Below are 20,523 nucleotides of genomic sequence, written 5' to 3'. Positions count from 1 at the left end.
TTATCTTAAAGAATAAGCCATTGTAAGCAAAAAATTGCGAGGCATACTTGGAACCATCTGAGACCCTAACGACTGATTGAAATAGTCTTTATCGAATATATTATTTACATTGGCTGATAAGCGAACATTATTTTTCAACTTGTACGAAACGCCCATATCTACTAACCAATATGATGGATATTCGGATGTATTATCGGTATTGCGATATACTTTATCCATAAACGAAGCGGTAGCCACAAAGCCCAAGTTTTTAAATACACCTTTCGATATAAGATAATTGGCTGCTGCGAAAAAAGTATTTTTAGGAACACCTGTTAACTCATTTCCTTTTTGAGTTTCGGTTTCCATATATTCATTGGTTTTCATTTCACGAATAGTAGCATCCGTATATGCATACCCTAGCATGACATTAAATCCTTGTGCAGGAAAAACAGTAATATCGAGATCGAAACCTTTGGATTCAGACGAACCTACCTGACCGACTACCGATTTAGTAATTCCGTCTTCATCAACAACACCCGTTTTTAAGGTTTTCTTTTCATTATTCTTTATGATATAAAACACACTACCTGTTGTTTGTACATATTTACCCAGATTGTAACGAACTCCCACTTCTGCCTGATAACCTGTTTGAGGCTTAAATATTTCTTTACCTGCCGTTGGAAAAAACCGATTGCCGTTTGCATTCACATAGATTACATTTTCAGCATAGAAATCGCGATAAGGATTAAAGAATGAAGCCATTGAACCATAAAATGAAAGGTCTTTTGTTGGAATATAAACAACACCTGCACGATAGGTAAACGAAGAGGTATTATTGATGCTGTATGCTGTTTGTTCCGATCGGTGATATTGTCTTTCGCCATCGTACGTAGGTGCTGTTGCCCGCATATACTTAAAGAAATCGTAACGTCCTGCCAACATCACTTTCCATTTATCATCGAGTTCCACTAAATCCTGAAAGTAGATACTGTGCATATAACTTTTAGTGATAATAGCTTTACTGAATGATGAATTCATATAACCCATACTTTGAGGATTATTTACTGCCAGATGTGAATAAAGACCGGGACCATATACATCGTATTTACTATTCAAAGGATCGTTTGCCGGAGCCAGATTATAGCCTGTGTACGAATTACGATTCATTTGTGAAAAAGTATATCCTCCGATAAAATTATGCTTAATGCTTCCTGTATAGAAATTACCCGATAATTCGAGCTGATCGCTAAATGTTTTCGCCATATGAGAGAAACGCAACGGAGATGCCAGATATACACTGTCGAGACAAATGTATTTGCGGACTTCGTCTCCTGCTTTATTCTTGGTCAGATAAAAGTGATCGTAGATAGCATCGTTGCTCTCCAGATATTTTAAACTTTCGGTTCCGAAATAATTAATATCATCGTCATAATACGAAGCATAATTTTGCAGTTTCAGATTATCACCAAACTTTTTATCGTATTTCATGGTAACATTCCATCCATAGTTTTTAAAAAAATCGGACTGGCTGTTGTAACGCGATTCTCTGTTCAACCCCGATTGCATCTGACCTTTTTGAAGGAATAGCATACCATCCTTACTATATACATCGTTTGTCATATTGGGTGGTAAACCGATTTCGGTACCATACCAGTCACGATTAAATCCTCCACGAAGATCAATGTTACTTGTTGCATCTATTTTAGAAGCCAGGGCAAAATAACCCGAGAAACGCTTGTTTCCGTTGTCTCTCCATCCGTTTTGATCGGCATAATTTAGCAATGCTCTATAGTTGACCGATTTGTATAGCTTTCCACCAAAATCCATCGTAGCCTGTTTGTTATCCCAACTGCCATACGCCATGCGTGCATTCACAACATTGTAGGGTGTAGGTGACTTTCTCACAATATTGAGAACTCCACCGATAACCGATTGTCCGTAAAGAACCGATGCCGGTCCTTTCAATAATTCCATCGACTCGATATCCGTAAGGTCAGCCACAGGATAAGAGTTTATCATAGTTCGTTCGTCTCTTATTCCATCCACCATAATAGGTGTATAATTAAAACCTCGAACCGTAAGTGTCTGAAATGCTCCGTAAGAGGTTTGCATACGCACACCGGGAAGAAATTTTACGGCATCTTCCATATTGGTAATACCTCTTATCTCTAGGTCTTTAAAAGAGACTGTATTTACTGTCATTGGCAAATATTCCAACGGAACATCTAACTTGCCTATATCTACTTTTTTTCTACTGAAATCTACTACTTCTACTTCACTGATAGAATACACTGTATCTACCATGCTCTTATTTTGAGCTGACACAACACCTGCTGCCATCAATGCGACAACAAATAAAATTATTTTTTTCATGATTTTCATTACTAGGTCTCAGACCTGTTTATTGCTTTGATAAGCATAATAACGGGAGACTGTTATAGTTGTAAAATGTAACAATAAGTATTTAGTATTACTTAAATATGGTTGAGTATGGGTATATCTAACGTGTTTTTCGACGTGAAATGGGTTGATGCCCTACTCCATTTTTTCACCCGTTACTTCGTAAATGGCTTTTTTCTCCATAATACCGATTTTACGATGTCCTGAGATAAACTTCAAATGGGAAATGTATAGATCCTGTATTTCGGGATTTTGTCCCAATCCTTCCATTTTCACATCCACCGAATAGCCTTCTTTCTCCAGATCGGTTTTCCAGTCCTCGGCAATGTCATTTTTGGCGTGCTCTCCGGCAACAAACATAAGAGGTACAAGTACTACTTTCTTTAATCCCGATACTTTCAGTTGCTGCAACATATCGTCATAAGACGGGTATCCTTCGATAGTTCCCACAAAACAATTTTTATGTCCTTCAGCTTTCAACATATAATCGAGCATAGCATATTGAGCGGTATTAGAATCATAGGTTCCGTGTCCTACCCACACATAAGCAGTTTCACTATCCTGATTTTTGGTTAATATATCTATCAGTTTTTCATAATCTTCGGGACTGTACAGCAGTGGATCACCAATTCTTATTTCTTTGAACTCCGACTGCACTTCGGCAATATCTTTCTGCAAAGACTCCATTTCCACTCCATCAATTATAGTAGAGGTTTGTATCAAAATATGGGTATAACCCTCCTTTTGTAATTGGGTCAGGACATCCAACGGTTTTTGTTTTACGATTCCTCTTTCTCCCAGACGCTTGATTACTATACGTGCCGTATATGCTTCACGCAGTTCTACATCGGGAAACTCTGCCTGAGCTTTTTTATTCATAGCATCTATGGTTAAGGCACGGGTATCATCGTGTGTCGTTCCAAAGTGTACCATCAAGATGGCAACTTTATCGCCCGCTTGCACATTCTCAAAAATATCAGAATGCTCGTGGTTTTTCCCACCATGCGCAGATACGTTCAGTATCGAAGCAATGATTGATAATATAAGAAACAGATTTTTCATTACTTTTTAAACTTTAAGGTTAAGCTGGCAAATACGGTTCTTCCCAGTGAAGTAGTTGCATATTTACTCCCGAAAGGTTTTTCATCTCTGAAATTAAATATATTCTCGATTCCGAATCCGGGTTCAAAAATTAGATTCTTTGCCCCTGTAAAAGCATGGCTGGTTGCCAGATTCCACAATTGAAAAGGACGTGCATTCATATCTGTGTAGTATGTCTCGCTTTGTAAACGACTATTCAGGTTCACATTCAATCGGTAGTTTTTCCATTCTTTCATCCAGTTTCCGTTCAGAATTCCTGTATGGCGGCTCGACCCGAACAATGGCTTGTTATCTATCCTGTTGCGTGCATCCAAATAACTATAATTGATTCCTATCGAAAATCCATCGCCCAGAAAAGTATTTATGGCAATATCTACGCCTTGTGTACGGGCTTTCGATACATTATTATACATATAACGGGTTTTGATTCCGCCTGCTTCATCCTCCGGGGTCAAGGGTTGTACTTGCCTGTCGATAATATCTTTTATATTATTAATGTAGCCTGTTATCGAAAATGTAAAATGATCGCTGATGTATTCGGTATTCAAAGAGAAGTAATTCGACCGTTCGGGTTTCAGGTTAATATTTCCCTGACTAACCATACTTCCCGAGATCTTATCATAATATAACTCCTGCAGATTAGGTGCCCTGAATCCCATTGCATACGATGCTCTGAAATTGAAATGATCCAAAGCATACATAGCCGAAGCTTTTGGAGTAAACTTATTCTTGAATGTCTCGTGATGAAGCAAACGGAATCCAGCAACTACCGAGAGACGCTCTATGACTTTAATTTCATCCTGAGCATAAAATGCCATCGTATATGCAGATTTCGATTCAGCCAAGCTTTCGGGGTTCTTCATGTACTCATTCATAAAGTCCAAACCCGTATTCAGTTTGTGATTTTCGCCCAGGCTGAATACTCCTTTTACGGTGGTATTAAAAAGACGTTGACGCTTCGTTAAGTCACGATCTCCGGCTTCAAACTTACCTGACTTTTTGAGGTAATCTTTATAGTATTCGTAGTTATCAAAATAGCTGTCGAAGGTGATGTAATTGATATGTTTTCTGAAATGATAATCACCGCCCAAAGCAAAATTATAATCTTTGTAAAACATATCGTAAGCATAATCAGCATAGGGACGGTCTGTTTTTTTATCGAAGTAAACCCCTTTGGTATAAACTGACGATTTCTTTGTCGGATTGTATACAAATTTCTGAGAAACGGTATTCGAGTGATAAGCTGCCATAGCCTGCTTTCCTGTGGCAACCAAAGTATCGCGAGTAGGCTTGCTTAATGATTTTATTTCATACGGACTCAACTGCCATCCCTCGGTCTGCCTGCGTTGGTAAGTGGTTTGCGATATAAATTTACCAACCTTAAAACCAACGTTCGCATTCTGATTGAATTGACCGTATTTGGATATCCGTGTAGCGGAAACAATATCCATCGAGTTCTGAGGAGTATTGGTTATAATATTAATTACGCCTCCCATTGCTTCTGATCCGTAAAGCGACGAAGCTCCTCCCTTTACCACCTCTATGCGTTTGATATTACTCATATCGATACGCTCCAGATCGTTATCTCCTCCAACATCACCGGCTAGACGCTTACCATCGACCAGAATCAGTACTTGTTTGTTTCTGAGTCCGTTCATCACAATATTATAAGCTCCTTTTGTAGTAATAGATGTGGATAGAGCCGATAAAGCATCTTCGAAGTTAAGAGCTCCCGTATTAGCAATTTCTTTAGCAGTTATTACTTCAACAGGAACGGGGGTGTCTTTCAAGCGGTGATAGGTTCCTGTTCCGGTCACAACCACCTCATTGAGGTTTAAATAAGATTTTTTTAACCGGATAAGCAGATTGTTATCCGTACGGCTTACATCGTGTTTTTGGGTCTCGAAGTCCATACGACTCGTCCGCATTACATACTCACCATTGGGCACATCTTTGAATACAAATTCGCCCTTGCCGTTAGTCACTGCACCGATTGTAGTTTTCTCCAAACGTACCGTTGCACACAATACAGGTTGCCCGTCCTCATCAACAACTTTTCCTTGCAAAGTCATCTGAGCCAAAGCAACACTTACTATACAGCACGCCAGTGCCGTCAGCAATAGTTTCTTTCTCATTTAAAAATGAAAATAAATTGTTTATAAAAATATTCTTGACCCCGAGAATATGTAAATAACTGGTTTGTTAGGCAGGTTTCCTGACTCACTCTATTTTGAACGCCTTCCCATTCATTCACAAGAACAGTGGCAAAAGATTTGTTCAAAATTTTAAAGAGTTCACAGTAGCGGGCACTGTTTCGGATTCTGACCGAATTCCCTTTTAAATGCTCGAGACGGATGTCTCCAAGCATCACCTTAACGGATGCAAAGATACTTTTAATCTATTTTAGAGAGACTGTATTCAGAAAAATAAATAAAACAAATAGTATGATAGATGCAGTTTATGATATAGATTTTATATTTTTGTAAACCTTAATCCGAAGACCTTTTGTCACTTCGAAAAGCATAATAACCTGGTGCTTTTATGCTTATAAAATACAATTCCAAATATTTAACATTACTTATTATACTTTTATATGGATAAGCTATCTCGTCTATTAATATCCGCTACAACCTCGGGATCGGGCAAAACAACCGTTACATTGGGATTACTCAGAGCTCTGAAAAACAGAGGACTAAGAACCCAGCCTTTTAAGTGTGGCCCTGATTATATAGATACCAAATACCACGATATGGCATCGGGTAATCATTCGATTAATCTCGATGTATTTCTAGCGTCGTCCGATCATGTAAAATCGGTATACACCAAATATACAGCTAAAAACGATGCCTGCATTGTCGAAGGGGTTATGGGTTTATACGATGGTTACGACCGAATGGAGGGCAGTAGTGCCCAAATAGCCGAATTACTCGATCTGCCTGTTGTTTTGGTTATCAATGCCAAATCGATGGCTTATTCTTCGGCAGCTTTATTGTATGGGTTTAAGAACTTTTACAAAGGAATAAACGTAGTAGGTGTTATCTTCAACTTTGTTGCATCCGAAAGCCATTACAGCTATCTGAAAGATGCTTGTGAAGATGTGGGACTCGAAGCTCTCGGCTATTTACCGAAAGATACAAATGTGGAAATTCCCTCCCGCCATCTGGGTTTAAATATCGAAAAAGAATTTATTTTTGATGAATTTGCGAATAAGGTTGCTGACCTTATCGAAAAGCATATCAATGTTGACCGATTACTCGAAATAACTTCAACAGAAAGAACTCAATATATATCGAAAGAGACAAAGACGGGAAAAGGCAACCTGAATATTTCGGTCGCCTATGACGAGGCATTCAATTTCATCTATCACGAAAATATCGAATACCTGAAACAATTGGGTAACGTTATATTTTTCAGTCCCATTGCTGATAAAAAATTACCATTACATTCCGATCTGGTATATCTTCCGGGAGGATATCCTGAGTTATATCTATCGGAATTAAGCTCTAATAAGCCGATGCTGGAAAGCATTAACTCCTATATAGAAAACGAAGGTAAACTCATTGCCGAATGTGGGGGTATGATGTATCTATGTACTTCTATTGCCAATAAAGACGGGGTGGAATATCCGATGGTAAATATTCTGAAACAAAAGGCTACGATGCAGCACATGAAATTGAAATTAGGCTATCGTGCGTTTAATTACAACGGACAATCGATCAAAGGTCACGAATTTCATTATTCTAAAACAGAAGATCCTGAGAATAACCTGTCATCTGTCACTCAAATTCATAATGCCAAAGGAATGCAAGTAGATACAAAACTAATCAGATATAAGAACACGATTGCAGGATACACACACATCTATTGGGCGGAATTGGATTTAATGAAATTATTCGAATAATCAATCGGTAAATACCTCATTTGTCTTGAAGCCTTATTTACCTTATCTTTGGAGTTCTTATTAATTAACTAAAACTTAAAGAGAATGGCAGAAGCACCCAATTGTCCACAGTGTGACATGGAAAATACGTATTTCGACGGCACAGTATATATCTGTCCCGATTGCAGTTACGAGTGGACTACTGATGGCAATGATGTAGAAGCAGACGACACGCCCAGAGACAGCAACGGAACGGAGCTTATCGACGGTGATGCAGTAACGGTTATCAAAGATCTGAAAGTAAAAGGTTCGTCGATGGTCATAAAAAGAGGTACAAAAGTTAAAAGTATCAGACTGACCGAAAATCCTGAAGAAGTAGATTGTAAAATAGACGGATCGAGCATCGTTCTAAAAACATGCTTCCTGAAAAAAGGATAAGAATTAAACTCCTCATATTTAAAGCAAAAGAGTTGATTAGATATTTCTAATCAACTCTTTTTTATTACACTAAAAAGTTACTAAATCTTTTTAGCGATGTAAAATACATAGCCATAGAATTCGTTGTACTTGCTATATATTTCCGCATCGTAACGTTGAAGTTCTACAAATTCTTCAACAGTTTTATTTCCTGCATATTTATCAAGAAACATCTCTTGTGCCCTGATCAATGGAGAAAAATAATGATCTGTCCAACAGGTTGTAGGCAGAGTAAAGGTTGCAACAGGCATATATCCTGCCTTCTCTATCTGAGCTACTTTATTAGAGATGGTATTCATTTCCGGAAAATGCGGCATGCAGTAATTCTCAATTTCAGCAGGACGTTTGTCGGTCAACCACGAACTTTCGGTAACAGCGATATAGCCTCCTGTCTTGAGAAACTTACGCCACTCGTTCAGTCCACGTTCAAAACCGATATTATAAATTGCTCCTTCCGACCAGATCAAATCCAACTCTTCATTCTGAAAAGGAAGATTGTCCATCGAACAGATAACACCTTTTACCCTATCTTGTAGATTCAGCTCACCGGCATTAGTATTGAACCGGTCAATAAATGCCGGAAAAAGATCGAAACCCGTAATATGTCCGGGTGCCTGCTGAGCCAATACCATAGTCTGACCACCTGTTCCGCAACCGATATCGGCTATAAGGGATCTATCAGTAAGATTATCGATAAAGCTCAATGCTTTAAGGGTTATTTCCGGACTTCCGGGTCCTTGTCGTTCGGTATTTAAAAAGAATTCACAGATTAAATTAAAATCGAATTCATGAATGGTTGTAATATTTTCGTTACTCATTGTTGTAATGTATTTTGCATACGATGTAAAGCATAACGATGCTATTATCATTGTACGCAGATAAAAAACTAAAATTATAATTATAGAGAAATACTCTCGAAAGGAATTATCCGAGAGCTAACGAAGGGACAATCTGTATCAGAAGAACAGATTGTTTATTACACCAAATCCGATTTTAATAAATTACGTGTCATAGTGCAAAGATACATACTATTTTGTAATAAAGAATACATCCTTGTCAATTATAAATTATCCCCATCTGTAGTTGATATTATATGTTCTGTTTTTCTAACGCACCCTTTGGGTTTGTTTTTCATTTTGCCTTGATGCAAAACGAAACAAAAGATCAAGACTGTGCCTTTTGCCTGACCCGATAAGGACTCGAAAGCTAAAACAAAAGAAAACATTTACTATTGATATCCTTTTGTTTCTTAACGCTTTCATTCGTCCTGCGGGTACCCCATGCAACCGGCAAGGTCGGAAGCCTGACGGACGAAAAACGATATCATGCGTCAGCCCCAGTGCATCAGTGGCACAGCCATTAGCTGACAAGCGAAACGGGCGTAAAACTAAACGTGCCGTAAGGCAGTAGGTTTAGTTTAGCCTGTAAGCTTAAGTCAGACAGGCGAGCCACGCAGCACAAAGCCTTTTTGATTCCTTTTGCGGCTTTGGGCAAAAGGAATACAAGCAATCTTCGATTGCGCGTAGTTAAATAAGCGTTAGAAAAACAGAACATATAATATATTCAAAAAGTTTTATTAATTCAATGATTGGAATCTCAAAGAAATCATACATTTGCATTCCAAATCGGAGATATATAATATTGCACTTAGCTGTTAAGGTAAAGAGATGAAAGTTAAAGGTTATTTTTGGGGTTGTTTGTCATCATCCACATACGGGTTAATCCCTTTATTTGCCATTCCGATATTGGGAAAGGGAATGCTTTATGATTCATTGCTGTTTTATCGGTTTACCTGTACATCATTACTGATTGCCATAATGATGCTTTTCAAAAAAGAATCTTTTGCAATAACACGAAAAGACCTGTTACCCTTAATCTCACTCGGTGTATTATTTGCATTATCAGCACAGTGCTTATTCTGGGGATATCAATATCTAGCAGTAGGTACAGCCGCTACTATACTTTTTCTCTATCCGGTATTTGTAGCTCTGTTGATGGCTGTACTTTTTAAAGAAAAAATCCCTAAGATATCACAGTTAGCTATTGTTATCGCATTTTTGGGAGTGTCTTTATTATACAAAGGCGAAAACGGCACGACACTAAATCCTTTTGGTATTGGGCTTCTGCTGCTATCAGCATTTATGTATGCTCTTTATATTGTTATAGTCAACAAATCGAGCGTACGCAATATGGCAGGTTCTAAGCTGACTTTATATGCTATGGTTTTCAGTTCCATATTCTTTCTAGTGAAATCTTTACTATCAGGAGGCATACAAGCATTTCCTGATACGATGAGTGTAGTCGACTTAGTAATGCTCGCCTTACTATCTACCGTAATATCTAACATTGCGATGGTATACTCAGTACAATATATAGGATCTACAGCCACTGCTGTACTGGGAGCCATGGAACCCGTAACTGCTGTTTGTGTAGGGATCTTTGCTTTTAATGAGCTGTTTACAAAAAATCTGGCTATGGGTATTTTGCTCATTGTTATAGCAGTATCGCTAATCGTTCTGTCCGATTTTATCTCTAAAAAGATTAAATTTAGATTACCTCACAAAACCAAATTCGGCAATAGATAAAAACTATAATCATATAGATAGCAAAGAGTCACAACAGAAATCAGGTGACTCTTTTTTTATTTATATCTTTGCAACCGATTTAAGGTTACAGACCTTTTTATTTTACCTAATATAGCATTTCTGAATGAAAAATATTGCTGATTATGAAATCATGGCACCGGTAGGATCGTACGATTCGCTGGCTGCGGCAATACAAGGGGGAGCCGACTCTATTTATTTCGGCATCGAGGGACTAAACATGCGAGCCAAATCATCTAATAACTTTACGTTAGATGACTTGAAAAATATCGTGAAAATATGTCAGGAGAATAACATGAAAAGTTATCTCACTGTCAATACCATTATTTACGATAACGATATCAGCCTTATGCATCAGATTGTAGATGCGGCTAAAGCTGCAAATCTATCGGCCATCATAGCATCCGACGTATCGGTAATGATGTATGCACGCAGCATAGGTGTAGAGGTACATTTGTCAACACAACTGAATATAACCAATTCCGAAGCTCTTAAATTCTACGGACAATTTGCAGATGTGGTAGTATTGGCTCGTGAACTGACACTCGATCAGGTTGCCGATATCTATAAAGATATTACCGAGCAACAGATCAAAGGTCCGAGCGGCGAACTTATCCGTATCGAGATGTTTAGTCACGGAGCATTATGTATGGCTGTTTCGGGTAAATGCTATTTGAGTTTACACGAAAAAGACTTGTCGGCAAACAGAGGGGCTTGCAACCAAATGTGTCGTAGAGGATATATCGTGAAGGACAAAGAGAGCGATATGGAATTCGAAATCGACAATGAATATATTATGTCACCTAAAGACTTGAAGACAATTCATTTCATGAATAAAATGATGGATGCAGGTGTACGGGTATTCAAAATCGAAGGTCGTGCTCGAGGTGCAGAATATGTTCGTACAGTTGTAGAATGTTATAAAGAGGCTGTAAAATCGCATTGCGAAGGAACATTCTCTGAAGAAAAAATAGCCGATTGGGATACTCGCTTGGCAACGGTATTCAATCGTGGTTTCTGGGATGGTTATTATCTGGGACAACGCTTAGGCGAATGGTCGATGAACTACGGTTCGGAAGCCACCAAGAGAAAAATATACATAGGAAAAGGATTGAAGTATTTCTCAAATATAGGTGTAGCCGAATTTTTGATGGAAACGCAATCGTTGAAGGTTGGAGATGAAATTCTCATCACCGGACCAACCACAGGTGCAGTTACTCAAATAGTAGAAGAAATACGTGTAGATCTGCAGTCGGTAGAGGAAACGGTAAAAGGTGAAAAGTTCTCTATAAAACTTACGGATAAGATTCGACCTTCTGATAAACTTTTTAAGCTGGTAAAAGTTACTCCCAACAAAAAGTTTGTGGAGAAAAATTAATACGCATTAAACTATTTTGAAATGGTTAAAGACAAGCGGGGAAAAGATTTCCTCGCTTATTTTATTTTTCTGAATTTATTTTATTCATAAAAACAATTGCTAAATCAAAAATATCAATTAGAAAATAATGAGTTTTTTGGAACTAAAACTACTGAGCTTTTGTTTTATAGATAGAAAAAGGAATTACAAAAGTCAAAGTAAAAGAGGGTAAATGACTGAGACAGTAAGAGCGAACTTTATGTATTTAATTTTCTTTAGAAAGGAGGTTAATATCTCAAAAAAAGGAACAACAGTTGTAGAGATTTGTTCGCCTCTCGAAGCAAAAAGAGTGTTCCATCAAAACAGAGTTTTTCATTCAAAAGTAGACTCTGCCTTTTTCTAAACAGTTTATGTTTTCTAGTGTTAGTGTTTTATAAGTGGAAGAGGGAGTGAATAATTATTCATTCCCTCTTTTCTTTTTTTAAAGGTCAAGTACTATTTTCGTCTACAAAACAGGTTGTTTTGCTAGTAAAAACTCAGCTTTCAGCGAAGCAATAGTCTCTTTCACACTGATAATTTTTTTAGCCAGATGGGCATTTACTCCGGCAAAAGCATATCCTTTCTCCATATTTCCTTTAGCTGCATTATAAAGTGCTAAAATAATACAATATGGGCTTTTCGAATAATCGCAAGTTCTGATACAATGATATGGGCAACTTTTGGGTGTTTCCGATCCGCTTTCTACTTTTCTGATAAACAATCCGTCAATAGCTCTTCCGGGCATACCTACGGGACTGTTTATGATTTTTATATCCTCTTTTTTAGAGTCTATAAATACATTTTTAAAAGTAAGCGAAGCATCACATTCATCGGTAGTAACAAATATAGTACCCATTTGTACACCGGATGCTCCCATCTCGATAAAACGGTATATATCTTGTCCCGAATGAATTCCTCCGGCTGCAATCACAGGGATGTTTTTATGTTCTTTGTATGTTTGGGCAACTTCAACAACTTCGGGAACAATCTGCTCTAAAGCATAGTTTGCATCCTCTAATTGATTGGTTTTAAAGCCAAGATGTCCTCCGGCTTTAGGTCCCTCTACAACAATAGCATCGGGTAAATAGTTGTAATTAGCAAACCATTTATCGCAGATTATTTTTGCTGCACGTGAAGATGATACAATAGGTACCAACTTTGTAATACTGTCCGACTTAAGGAAAGATGGTAAATCGAGTGGAAGCCCTGCTCCCGCAAAAATAACATCTGCTTTCTCTGCAATAGATGTACGCACCATGTCAGCAAAATTAGTAAGAGCTACCATAATATTGATACCTACCACTCCTTTTGTTTTTTCTTTTGCTTTTCGGATTTCCTCTTTTAATCCCCAAATACAATCGCTCAGATAATCTGATGCTGGTTGACGATAGAGTAATCCCAAACCGGCACATGAAATAACGCCGATACCGCCTTCGTTAGCAACTGCTGATGCTAGTCCCGATAGAGATACACCAACGCCCATTCCTCCCTGAATAACTGGAAGTTTAATTTCTAAATTTCCTATAAAAAATGATTTCATATATAATGTAAAAACAGACAAATCTAGATGCCCAGAATTTGTCTGTATTGGTTAATCTGAAGCTTATTTAATATTTTGCATTACGATTACCTCAGTGGGCAAATTATACCTTTGGTATTGCCTCTTTCACCACCATTGGGCGACCTAAATGCTCTTTTCCGTTCAGAGTTTGAATTGCATTTTTCGCACTAGCTTCATCCTCCATTTCAACAAATCCAAATCCTTTTGATCTATTTGAAGCTCTATCGATAATTAATTTAGCAGAAACAACTGAGCCGAAATCGGCCAATAATGCTTGTAGATCTGATTCCTTAACTTCGTAGCTAAGATTTCCAACATAAATGTTCATAACAATAAAATTTAATTAAGTGATTTTAAAAACAAGAAGTTGATGTTAAGGTCTATTTCTACAGTAGGAAACTTAATAATCTATTAAGAGAGATAATGCAAGATAAAGAACAAAACAAACTTATTTGTTTCTAAAACTAAAGAACGGAATAAAAATCTATTTGGATACTATATGGAGATAAGTTATTTATCAAAACGAGCCTATTTTACTTTTTTTACATTTCAAGTAACATAAATTAACTATAAAAAATAGGAAATTAAACCATTATTGCATAGTCAACCATTTCTGAGACAATCAAATTTATTCACTTTTTCAACTTCACTGATTGCACTAATTTATCACCGTTAATCTTAAGAGCTAGATTTTGAGTCAGCTTGTCGTTTTTCTTCTTCCTAACATTATAGACAATTTCCTTCTCTACAGACAGGTCTACAAATACAATTCCTTTATTATCCTGCTTGGCAAATACCGATTCGGGTTTAAGCGTATAGGTTATCTTTTTTATCTTGTCTTCAGTATATTTTTTCGAGATGGAAGCAACAATGTCAGTACTACTCATTTCGGCAGTATAATAAAAAGCCTTTGGAGTAAATTCTTTAAGTAAATCTTTCGGCTTATTTTCTGACATTTTTTTGAAAAAATCTTTCAAATCGAGAATGAGACTTTCTAAAGACGCACCGCTTAATACTACAATCTGAGAAAGATAATCGTATTTTTCCTTTGCTTCGTTTACATGTGCACCTGTAATATTACCCAAGCTGGCATTTTCCATATAAGCTTTGTAGGCATCGGCTGTATTATCTTTAAGGGTAGTATTCCAACTCAGAGAGTCCATGATCAGATGTATCTGATCTAAATGGGGTGTTTTGGGATTCTCGCTCAAATAAGCATAGAAAGCATTTATATCGGACGATTTCCGTAGTTTCTCCCAAGCTTGAATTTCCTCTTCCCGCGAAGCTCTGATTCGTTTTTCAGCTTCATCCGCGAAATTACCTTCAGGATACCGTACTAAATACTTTGAATATGATAATGGCGTGTTTTCCTCCACACATTTCATCCAATAGGCTTCTTGTGTTGCCTCGGAGTTACGCGACCGTGCAATATCTAAAGCTCCTACTACACCAATAACCACTAGAATGGCAGATCCCAGAATCAAAAAGATAATACCTTTTGACATCTTCGAACGTCTTTTAGGCTCTTCGGGCGAAGGCTCTGCTATGTTATTCTCTTCAAGTCGTTCTTCGATTGGAGGTGTAGAATCTACTTTATCAGATTCTACCGGCAAATCAGGTAATGGTTTGTTGATCCGATCATCATCCAGAAAGTCGGTAGTATACTGATGATCCATATGATCTTTACACTCCTCGCAAACATTTTCATCCTCTCGTACGGGCTTGCCACAAAAAGGGCATTGCTTAATATCTGACATATATATTATCCTATTAGGGTATTCATTTTTATTTATCTTCGTATAAAAGATACTTCTTTCTCATTTGTTTGTACTCATCCAAGCCTTTTTGCCATGTTTTACGAATACTTTCTTCGGACTCCCCTGCAACTATCTGTTTTTGAAGTTTGCTTGTTCCTGACAACAGGTTCATAAACTTAGGTGATTTAAAGAATGCTGCTCCCAAACCTGATTTATTATAGAAATCAATCAGATATGAAAGTGTCAAGCCTTTGTCAAAATCAATATTTCTAAGATCGTAACCATAACAAAGCTTGTCTTTTTGCAAAGGATTTTTCTCGAATCCGGGTAATGATACAGGGGTAAATGTAAACGTCCCGAATTTAGGATTGGGATAACCCACCACCTGAAAAGGGTAATAAGTACCACGCCCTACACTTACCTGAGTGGCTTCAAAAAAACACAGAGAAGCATATAGTTTTATAGACTGATCGTTAGGCAAATTAGGCGATGGCTTAACAGGTAACGAATAAGGGTCGCCATGCTTCCAGCCTTCTACTGTGATAACTTTCAGATTACACTTTAGTTTTCCCGTCAACCAACCCTGCCCGTTTATCATCTGAGCCAGCTCGCCCACCGTAAGTCCATGCAAAACGGGTATAGGATGCATCCCGACAAACGATTTATAGGGTGTTTCTAAGATAGGTCCATCAATATAATCATGGGGATTGGGACGATCAAGTATTATACATTCCTTATTATTCTCGGCACAAGCCTCCATCACATAATGCATAGTACTTATATAGGTATAAAAACGTGCTCCTACATCTTGAATATCAAAGATCACAACATCAACACCATTCAGCATTTCGGGAGATGGCTTTTTATTCTTACCATATAGTGAGACAAGGGGTAATCCCGATTTTATATCTTTACCATCTGCCACCTGTTCTCCGGCATCTGCATTTCCTCTGAAACCATGCTCGGGAGCAAAAATTTTAACTACATTTACATGGTTGGAAAGAAGAGCATCGAGCAAATGGGTACCGTCTGATAAACAACTCGTATGATTAACAACAAGTGCTACATTCTTGTTCTTCACCAGAGGAAGAAGTTTTTCTAATTGATCAGCTCCTACTTTTATTTTATTTGCTCCAAGAGCAGAAACGCAGAATAAAACTGAAAATAGTAACAATAAAAAACCTTTTTTCATAAAAATCGTTATTTACTTTGTAAAGATAAGTGTTATTGTCATCTAAATAAAGCCTTTGCCAAATGAATCCTATAGACATAATCAAAAAATATTACGAAGAGAGCTCCTCACTATACAATATCCTCATTAATCATAGTTCGGATGTAACTAAAAAAGCATTGGAGATAGCCAAGAAACATCCCGAATTAAACATCGACATGCACTTTGTTCGTGAAGCGGGAATGATGCACGACATCGGTATCTTTATGACCAATGCACATTCTATAGATTGCTATGGCGAATACCCGTATATAGCCCATGGATATCTGGGAAGCGAACTATTACAAAAAGAAGGACTACCTAAGCATGCTTTGGTCTGCGAAAGACATACCGGAGCAGGTTTAACCCTTGACGAAATAATAGAACAGAAATTACCTCTACCCCATCGTGATATGATGCCCATCAGTATCGAAGAAAAAGTAATATGCTTTGCCGACTGCTTTTTTTCTAAGACAAATTTAGGTGAAGAGAAAAGTATAGAAACCATAAAAGGCAAACTTGCCAAGTTCGGCGAAAGATCAGTACGCCAATTTACGGAATGGTGTGAGCTATTCTTGTAAAACCAAATATACAATTTCAGCCTAAACTCAGAATAGTTAATTAAGATTTCTATTACCTATTGTATAGTTAATACAATATCAGCTACCCTATGACCATTATTTAAAATATGTAAAACAAACCGATTATAGAGCTTTTCACCTATAATCGCACTATCCACATATACAAATCACTAATAAACAGAAGAAAGGAAGACAAAAAGATTTCATCCGAAGGCTGTAGACTTTGTGTTAAATAGACGTACTCAGACTATTTGTGCCCATAATTCAGACGAATTACACACATGCAACACATTAAAGAATACTAATTTTGGTTTGAAACAATACAAAAATTTAACCTTTCAGAACCCTCAGAGTAGAGACTCTTAGTGATTAACCTTTTTTAAATTTAAAGCTTATGATAAACAAGCGAGTTTACTATTCCCCGTTATTCAAACGAATACTCATGGGGAGTACCATGCTCTTCCTTACTACAGGAATAGCTTTTGCAGAACACAAGGGCATGATACCCGAAAGCACCGGCATAACACAGTCTCAACAACAGAAAGCAATAACAGGCACTGTCGTAGATCAAAATGGCGACCCTATTATAGGAGCTTCAGTAACAGTAAAAGGTGCCACCATAGGAACGGTAACCGATCTCGATGGCAAGTTCTCATTGGACGCACCTGCCAATTCAACCCTATTAATCAGGTATGTTGGTTACATAAACCAAGAGGTAAAAGTTGGAAGCCAAACGCAAATCAACATCACATTAAAGGAAGATACTCAATCTTTGGATGAAGTGGTTGTTGTGGGATATGGTGTACAGAAGAAAGTAAACCTCACGGGTTCTGTATCCAATATCAAGATGAGCGAATTAGTAGAAAGTCGCCCTATTGCCAACGTATCACAAGGGCTTGCAGGTATGGCTGCCGGAGTACAGGTTACTTCGTCTTCAAACCGCCCGGGGGAAAACAACGCCTCCATAATGATCCGCGGACAAGGTACTCTAAACAATTCGGCTCCCTTGGTAATAATAGATGGTGTTGAAAGTAATATCAACAGCGTAAACCCTCAGGATATTGAGGATTTATCCGTATTAAAAGATGCAGCTTCGGCAGCAATATATGGATCGAGAGCTGCCAACGGAGTTATACTTATTACCACCCGAAAAGGTAAAGCCGGTAGTGTAAAAGTGGATTATAACGGATATGTATCTTGGGAAACCATCAGTAACAAGTTTAATTTGGTGAGTAACTATGCCGATTACATGGAGTTGATCAACGAAGGTTTGGCAAACTCTAAACTGGCAACCAAATTTTCTAAAGACAAGATCAATGAATGGAGAACAGGCACTGATCCTCTTAAGTATCCAAATACCGATTTGATGGAGGCTTTGTTTGAAACAAATGTCGGAACCAATCATAACTTATCGGTAAGCGGAGGTTCTGAAAAGGTGAAATTTTATACTTCATTCGGCTATCTGGATTCTCCCGGTATTATGGAAAATGTTGCATACAAACGTTATAACCTGAGAACTAACCTCGAAGCAAATGTACAACCATGGTTAACATTAGGAACTAATTTGAGTGGTTATCTGGGACAAACCGAGTCGGGATCAGGTATTGCCGACAGTGATGACGATTCAAGTATTTTCACTTTCTCGTCAGCAACTACTCCCGGAATGGTATTCAGATCACCTGATGGAAGATATGGAGCAATGAACAACACCGAAGATGATGCTCAATCGGCAAATAACAATCCATTATACCGTTTAAATTACAGAAAAGGAACTAACGAAAACCGCCATCTTAAATCGCGTTTTTATGGAACATTAAAACCGATTGAAGGATTAAGTGTTACCGGATCGTTTAACTACATCTTTACTGACAAAATAAAAGATCAGCAACCCATATTTATTCCTCAATGGAATTTCCTGACAGAAACAATGACTTCCGATGGTGTGGGCAAAACTTCAATAATGAATAGCGACTTCAAATGGAATAACTATTTGATGGATGCTGTTGCAACCTATACCAACAATGTATCTAAATTGAATTACTCGATAATGGCAGGAGCCAGTCAGGAATTATTCAGATACAAATGGTTCCAAACAACTAAGCAAGATCTCTTAGACCCTGATTTGGGTTCTATAAATGGTGCAACCGGAGCTGCCAGTGCAAGCGGAAATACAGTAGAATGGGCTATGCGTTCTTTCTTTGGACGTATCAATCTGAACTGGGATGAAAAATATTTACTTGAATTCAATATGCGTGCCGATGGATCATCGCGATTCACCAAGGACAATCGTTGGGGATACTTCCCTTCTGCTTCAGCAGCATGGAGAATAGATCAAGAGTCATTTATGCAGGACTTGGTTGCAAAAGGTCTTAGCAATTTTAAATTAAGAGCTTCTTACGGTGAGTTAGGGAATAATGCATTAAGTAGTTCCGATGCCAATATCAACGGGAACTATTTGGCTCAATCATTATATGGTGCCAGTAATTATATCACCAACAATCTTGTAGCGATGGGTGTAGCTCAAACAGCAATAGCAAACGCCAATTTAACTTGGGAAAGAACTAAAGCTGCGGGTATAGGGCTTGATTTTGGACTTTTGGGTAATAAACTGACCGGAACTCTTGATTATTTCCATAAGACAACAGAAGATATATTGATCGACTTACCTATTCCTTTAGTAAATGGAAATGCAACTGCTCCACGTCAAAATGCAGGAACAGTCGTGAATAAAGGTTTAGAGGTTTCTCTCGGATGGCAAGACAAGATACAAGAGGTTTCTTATTATGCAAATACCAACTTCACTTTCTTAAATAATAAAGTTACCAAGTTTAAAGGCGATGTAATGTCTTTAAGTGGAGCGAACATGATAAAAGAAGGATATGCCATCAATACACAATATGGACGGGTTGTAGACAGATTGATCCAAAATCAGGAAGATCTGGATTATGTACAAAAATTTATAGACAATTCGAAGTCTCCCAATCCATTCGGATCAGGTAAAAGACCCGAATTAGGAGATCTTATGTACAAAGACTTAAACGGCGATGGAGTTATTAATGATGACGACCGAACTGTAATAGGGCATGGACCTACTCCTACATTCACTTTTGGTGTAAATCTAGGGGCTGCATACAAGGGTTTTGACTGCTCTGTGCTTATACAGGGTGCAACCGGTATGGAACAAGTTTTATTAGATAACTACTATCGTCCCCAAGTACGTACCGGATACCAACTCAACAAAAAAATTACAGATGGAAGATGGTATGAAGGAAGAACAGGAAATGCATCATTTCCTCGCCTATTGGAATACAGCGATACACGTAACACAATTATCAGCGACTTCTGGGTACAGGACAAGTCCTACGTTAAAATAAAGAATATACAATTAGGATATACCTTACCTAAATCCGTGGTGTCACGTTTATCTATCGACAGGATACGAGTTTATGGTAGTTTAGAAAACTTCTTCACATTTACCAGCTATGATGGATTAGATCCTGAGGTGAGCGGTTTTGCTTATCCAACTTCTAAACAGGCAGCAATAGGTATCAATGTAACATTCTAACATCTTAAAC

The 20,523-nt window shown here is 37.8% G+C and carries 15 protein-coding genes and 1 riboswitch; of the genes, 7 read left to right on the top strand and 8 right to left on the bottom strand.

The window, feature by feature from the left end:
• The 3 genes from G7051_RS11605 to G7051_RS11595 form a co-directional block, all read right to left on the bottom strand.
• On the bottom strand, window positions 1-2,355 hold the full coding sequence (locus tag G7051_RS11605) for a TonB-dependent siderophore receptor (protein ID WP_166200453.1): 2,355 nt from the start codon (window positions 2,353-2,355) through the stop codon (window positions 1-3).
• A gap of 162 nt (window positions 2,356-2,517) precedes the next feature.
• Window positions 2,518-3,444, bottom strand: a complete 927-nt coding sequence (locus G7051_RS11600) for a sirohydrochlorin cobaltochelatase (protein ID WP_166200451.1) — start codon at window positions 3,442-3,444, stop codon at window positions 2,518-2,520.
• Window positions 3,444-5,618: a TonB-dependent receptor gene (locus G7051_RS11595; RefSeq protein WP_166200449.1), complete on the bottom strand. Its 2,175-nt coding sequence runs from the start codon at window positions 5,616-5,618 to the stop codon at window positions 3,444-3,446. Before G7051_RS11595 ends, G7051_RS11600 begins: the two co-directional genes overlap by 1 nt.
• Window positions 5,619-5,670: 52 nt before the next feature.
• A riboswitch (cobalamin riboswitch) is annotated at window positions 5,671-5,873 on the bottom strand.
• Between the two features lie 203 nt (window positions 5,874-6,076).
• On the opposite strand from G7051_RS11595, the gene G7051_RS11590 reads away from it, so the two are divergent.
• Both G7051_RS11590 and G7051_RS11585 read left to right on the top strand, forming a co-directional pair.
• Complete coding sequence (locus tag G7051_RS11590) at window positions 6,077-7,384, top strand: cobyrinate a,c-diamide synthase (RefSeq protein WP_166200447.1); 1,308 nt, start codon at window positions 6,077-6,079, stop codon at window positions 7,382-7,384.
• Window positions 7,385-7,468: 84 nt separating this feature from the next.
• Entirely contained in the window at window positions 7,469-7,801 is a 333-nt protein-coding gene (locus G7051_RS11585) for a zinc ribbon domain-containing protein YjdM (protein WP_166115421.1), read from the top strand.
• A gap of 80 nt (window positions 7,802-7,881) precedes the next feature.
• Here the strand turns inward: G7051_RS11585 and G7051_RS11580 are convergent, their stop codons facing one another.
• Window positions 7,882-8,658 (bottom strand): class I SAM-dependent methyltransferase, encoded by a 777-nt coding sequence (locus G7051_RS11580; protein ID WP_166115420.1) that lies wholly within the window; start codon window positions 8,656-8,658, stop codon window positions 7,882-7,884.
• 361 nt (window positions 8,659-9,019) lie between these two features.
• Between G7051_RS11580 and G7051_RS11575 the strand changes: the two genes are divergently transcribed.
• The 3 genes from G7051_RS11575 to G7051_RS11565 all read left to right on the top strand — a co-directional run bounded on the left by G7051_RS11575 (window position 9,020) and on the right by G7051_RS11565 (window position 11,821).
• Window positions 9,020-9,250, top strand: a complete 231-nt coding sequence (locus tag G7051_RS11575) for a hypothetical protein (RefSeq protein ID WP_166200445.1) — start codon at window positions 9,020-9,022, stop codon at window positions 9,248-9,250.
• A gap of 257 nt (window positions 9,251-9,507) precedes the next feature.
• A complete protein-coding gene (locus tag G7051_RS11570) occupies window positions 9,508-10,425 on the top strand; it encodes a DMT family transporter (RefSeq protein WP_166200443.1) in 918 nt (305 codons plus the stop codon).
• A 124-nt stretch (window positions 10,426-10,549) separates the two neighbouring features.
• The gene (locus G7051_RS11565) at window positions 10,550-11,821 is read left to right on the top strand and encodes a peptidase U32 family protein (RefSeq protein WP_185154986.1); all 1,272 of its coding nucleotides are present in this window, start codon (window positions 10,550-10,552) and stop codon (window positions 11,819-11,821) included.
• 484 nt (window positions 11,822-12,305) lie between these two features.
• On the opposite strand, the gene G7051_RS11560 is transcribed toward G7051_RS11565, so the two are convergent.
• The 4 genes from G7051_RS11560 to G7051_RS11545 all read right to left on the bottom strand — a co-directional run bounded on the left by G7051_RS11560 (window position 12,306) and on the right by G7051_RS11545 (window position 16,349).
• The gene (locus G7051_RS11560; protein WP_166200441.1) at window positions 12,306-13,379 is read right to left on the bottom strand and encodes a nitronate monooxygenase family protein; all 1,074 of its coding nucleotides are present in this window, start codon (window positions 13,377-13,379) and stop codon (window positions 12,306-12,308) included.
• Window positions 13,380-13,482: 103 nt separating this feature from the next.
• On the bottom strand, window positions 13,483-13,728 hold the full coding sequence (locus tag G7051_RS11555; protein WP_166115413.1) for an RNA-binding protein: 246 nt from the start codon (window positions 13,726-13,728) through the stop codon (window positions 13,483-13,485).
• A 304-nt stretch (window positions 13,729-14,032) separates the two neighbouring features.
• A complete protein-coding gene (locus G7051_RS11550) occupies window positions 14,033-15,157 on the bottom strand; it encodes a hypothetical protein (RefSeq protein ID WP_166200439.1) in 1,125 nt (374 codons plus the stop codon).
• Window positions 15,158-15,185: 28 nt separating this feature from the next.
• Window positions 15,186-16,349, bottom strand: coding sequence for an exo-beta-N-acetylmuramidase NamZ domain-containing protein (locus G7051_RS11545; protein ID WP_166115408.1), 1,164 nt, complete (start codon window positions 16,347-16,349; stop codon window positions 15,186-15,188).
• 62 nt (window positions 16,350-16,411) lie between these two features.
• Here G7051_RS11545 and G7051_RS11540 point away from each other — a divergent pair, with 62 nt between their 5' ends.
• Both G7051_RS11540 and G7051_RS11535 read left to right on the top strand, forming a co-directional pair.
• Window positions 16,412-16,948, top strand: a complete 537-nt coding sequence (locus G7051_RS11540; RefSeq protein WP_166115405.1) for an HDIG domain-containing metalloprotein — start codon at window positions 16,412-16,414, stop codon at window positions 16,946-16,948.
• Window positions 16,949-17,342: 394 nt separating this feature from the next.
• Window positions 17,343-20,513: a TonB-dependent receptor gene (locus tag G7051_RS11535; protein ID WP_166200437.1), complete on the top strand. Its 3,171-nt coding sequence runs from the start codon at window positions 17,343-17,345 to the stop codon at window positions 20,511-20,513.
• Window positions 20,514-20,523: the final 10 nt, after the last annotated feature.

Source organism: Dysgonomonas sp. HDW5B (assembly GCF_011299335.1).
Classification (GTDB): Bacteria; Bacteroidota; Bacteroidia; order Bacteroidales; family Dysgonomonadaceae; genus Dysgonomonas_A.
This window is presented reverse-complemented; position numbering and strand designations above follow the sequence as displayed.

Coding starts and splice junctions, on each gene's coding strand:
- G7051_RS11555 (WP_166115413.1), bottom strand. CDS start 13,728: ATGAACATTTATGTTGGAAATCTTAGCTACGAAGTTAAGGAATCAGAT.
- G7051_RS11590 (WP_166200447.1), top strand. CDS start 6,077: ATGGATAAGCTATCTCGTCTATTAATATCCGCTACAACCTCGGGATCG.
- G7051_RS11600 (WP_166200451.1), bottom strand. CDS start 3,444: ATGAAAAATCTGTTTCTTATATTATCAATCATTGCTTCGATACTGAAC.
- G7051_RS11550 (WP_166200439.1), bottom strand. CDS start 15,157: ATGTCAGATATTAAGCAATGCCCTTTTTGTGGCAAGCCCGTACGAGAG.
- G7051_RS11570 (WP_166200443.1), top strand. CDS start 9,508: ATGAAAGTTAAAGGTTATTTTTGGGGTTGTTTGTCATCATCCACATAC.
- G7051_RS11535 (WP_166200437.1), top strand. CDS start 17,343: ATGATAAACAAGCGAGTTTACTATTCCCCGTTATTCAAACGAATACTC.
- G7051_RS11605 (WP_166200453.1), bottom strand. CDS start 2,355: ATGAAAAAAATAATTTTATTTGTTGTCGCATTGATGGCAGCAGGTGTT.
- G7051_RS11585 (WP_166115421.1), top strand. CDS start 7,469: ATGGCAGAAGCACCCAATTGTCCACAGTGTGACATGGAAAATACGTAT.
- G7051_RS11560 (WP_166200441.1), bottom strand. CDS start 13,379: ATGAAATCATTTTTTATAGGAAATTTAGAAATTAAACTTCCAGTTATT.
- G7051_RS11580 (WP_166115420.1), bottom strand. CDS start 8,658: ATGAGTAACGAAAATATTACAACCATTCATGAATTCGATTTTAATTTA.
- G7051_RS11565 (WP_185154986.1), top strand. CDS start 10,550: ATGAAAAATATTGCTGATTATGAAATCATGGCACCGGTAGGATCGTAC.
- G7051_RS11595 (WP_166200449.1), bottom strand. CDS start 5,618: ATGAGAAAGAAACTATTGCTGACGGCACTGGCGTGCTGTATAGTAAGT.
- G7051_RS11540 (WP_166115405.1), top strand. CDS start 16,412: ATGAATCCTATAGACATAATCAAAAAATATTACGAAGAGAGCTCCTCA.
- G7051_RS11545 (WP_166115408.1), bottom strand. CDS start 16,349: ATGAAAAAAGGTTTTTTATTGTTACTATTTTCAGTTTTATTCTGCGTT.